Source organism: Azospirillum rugosum (assembly GCF_017876155.1).
In the GTDB taxonomy this organism is placed as follows: Bacteria; Pseudomonadota; Alphaproteobacteria; order Azospirillales; family Azospirillaceae; genus Azospirillum; species Azospirillum rugosum.
In genome coordinates, this window is sequence record NZ_JAGINP010000059.1 from 1 (window position 1) to 1,758 (window position 1,758).

Below are 1,758 nucleotides of genomic sequence, written 5' to 3' on the forward strand. Positions count from 1 at the left end.
CCCACGCTATTCATAGTGCCCTCACTGGGCTGATGGCGCTGCAACCGTGACGAGTCGGATTGCGGGGCAGATAGCTTGAGGCGGGCATGTGGCGGGTGTGAACGAGATTGGGCAGGCGGCATCGACCTGCGTCAGGCGGGGAACGACGCGGTTTGGCCGCCGATCAGGCATGCGGTCCCGTTCACCGCTCTCGCGGTGCCGATCATGGGGCCGGTTGCAGGGGCTGACGGCGGCTACGTGCCGGTCCAGGCGAGCCGCTCAAAGCGCGGCCACAGCATGGCCCAGTGGTGGGCGGCGGTTTCGGTGATCACCAGCGTAGCACGGCGGGCGTGCACGACGACACGGCCGCCCACGCGCAGTACCCGTTCGCGGAAGCGGCGCAGGCTCCAGCCCGTCTTGCTGGCGCTCTCCAGCACGCAGCGCCCGGTATGCAGCACCTCGTAGGCCAGCATGTGCAGCAGCAACAGCGCTTCGTTGCGGGCAAAGGCATCCAGGCCGGTGGGCAAGCTCGGCAAGGGCCGCCCCCGGTAGTGCCGTTTGGTTCGTGGCGCCGAGGACAAGGCGGGCGCCAGCACATCCATCAACTCGCCAAAGAGGCCCTCCGCCGTGCCGCGCTGGCGGTAATGCTCCAGCAGAGCGACGGCGGGCATGGCGGTGACGCTGAGGCTGGTGATCAGCCAGAAGTGGTCGAGCAGCAACTCGCCAGGGCGCTCCAGCACCACCAGGACGACCCGGCGCTCACGCGACCAGGATCCCGCCCGGTAGCTCATCTCGTGGAACCACACCCGCGGCTCCGCCGGTGGGCGCCCCGGCGGCCGCTTCAGATGCGGGGCGGCCAGCCGGTCGAGGACCTTGTTGTTCCTCAGCCGCGCCACGTACGGCGTGCCACGCGCTTCCAGGCCGGACAGCAGGCGCTCCTCCGGGAAGCCCGCGTCGATGCGTACCATGGCGACCTGACACAGCGTCGCCTCGGCCCGGTCCACGAGATCGAGGATGAAGTCGAGGGCACCGGCAGCGGTGTGGGCGTTGCCCTCGCGCAGCCGGGCATCGAGCAGGTCGCCGGTCTCGGCGGCGCAGGCGACGATGGGGTGGTACATGCGCTGGTGATAGTGCCCGTTCCAGGCCGAGCCGGGCTGGGAGCCGTGCACCTCGACGGGCAGGCTGTCGACGTCGATGGTCAGGTGGCGCTGACGATGACCACGACGTTCGGCCCGCAGGCGGCGTCCGGCCATCTCGGCGAGCGCCTCGCGCAGCACCCGGCGGTTGGCGTCGGTGCTGAGGATATCGAGCAGGCGCGACAGGGTGGGCTGGGAGGCCAAGTGGTGCTCCGCCGCCACCGGCGTCGTGCCGCGCTCGCCGGAGACGGCCAGGCGCAGGGCGGGATCATAGCGCAGCGCGTCGGCATCGTCCTGGTCGCGCCAGCCCTGGCCGAAGAGGATCAGCACCGTGCGCAGCAGGTCGGCCAACGTGTAGGTGACGAGATGGCACCGGCGCGGATCGCTGAGGCGCTCGGTCAGCCAGCCGATCATGCCGGAGCGCTCCAGGATCTCGCGCAGCAGCACCGCACCGGCATCGCCGGTCAGGCGCTCGGGGCGGGCTTCGACGGACAGGCTGCGGTTGAACGTCGTCGAGAACAGCGGTAGCGTTTCACCCATGGCGTGGCGCGGACGTCGTTGCGGGTTTGGTCTAGCAACTTGATCCTACAGCGAAATTCGCTCCACGCCAGCCTCCAACGCCGACCTCCGTGAATATTGTGGG

General features: G+C 69.7%; 1 protein-coding gene. It reads right to left on the reverse strand.

Translation table 11 applies throughout. From position 1 onward, the window contains the following. Window positions 1–233: 233 nt before the first annotated feature. Complete coding sequence (locus J2851_RS35405) at window positions 234–1,655, reverse strand: IS1380 family transposase (RefSeq protein ID WP_209774074.1); 1,422 nt, start codon at window positions 1,653–1,655, stop codon at window positions 234–236. Window positions 1,656–1,758 lie beyond the last annotated feature (103 nt).

Excerpts from the sequence above, each read along its gene's own strand:
- J2851_RS35405 (WP_209774074.1), bottom strand. The coding sequence starts at position 1,655 with ATGGGTGAAACGCTACCGCTGTTCTCGACGACGTTCAACCGCAGCCTG.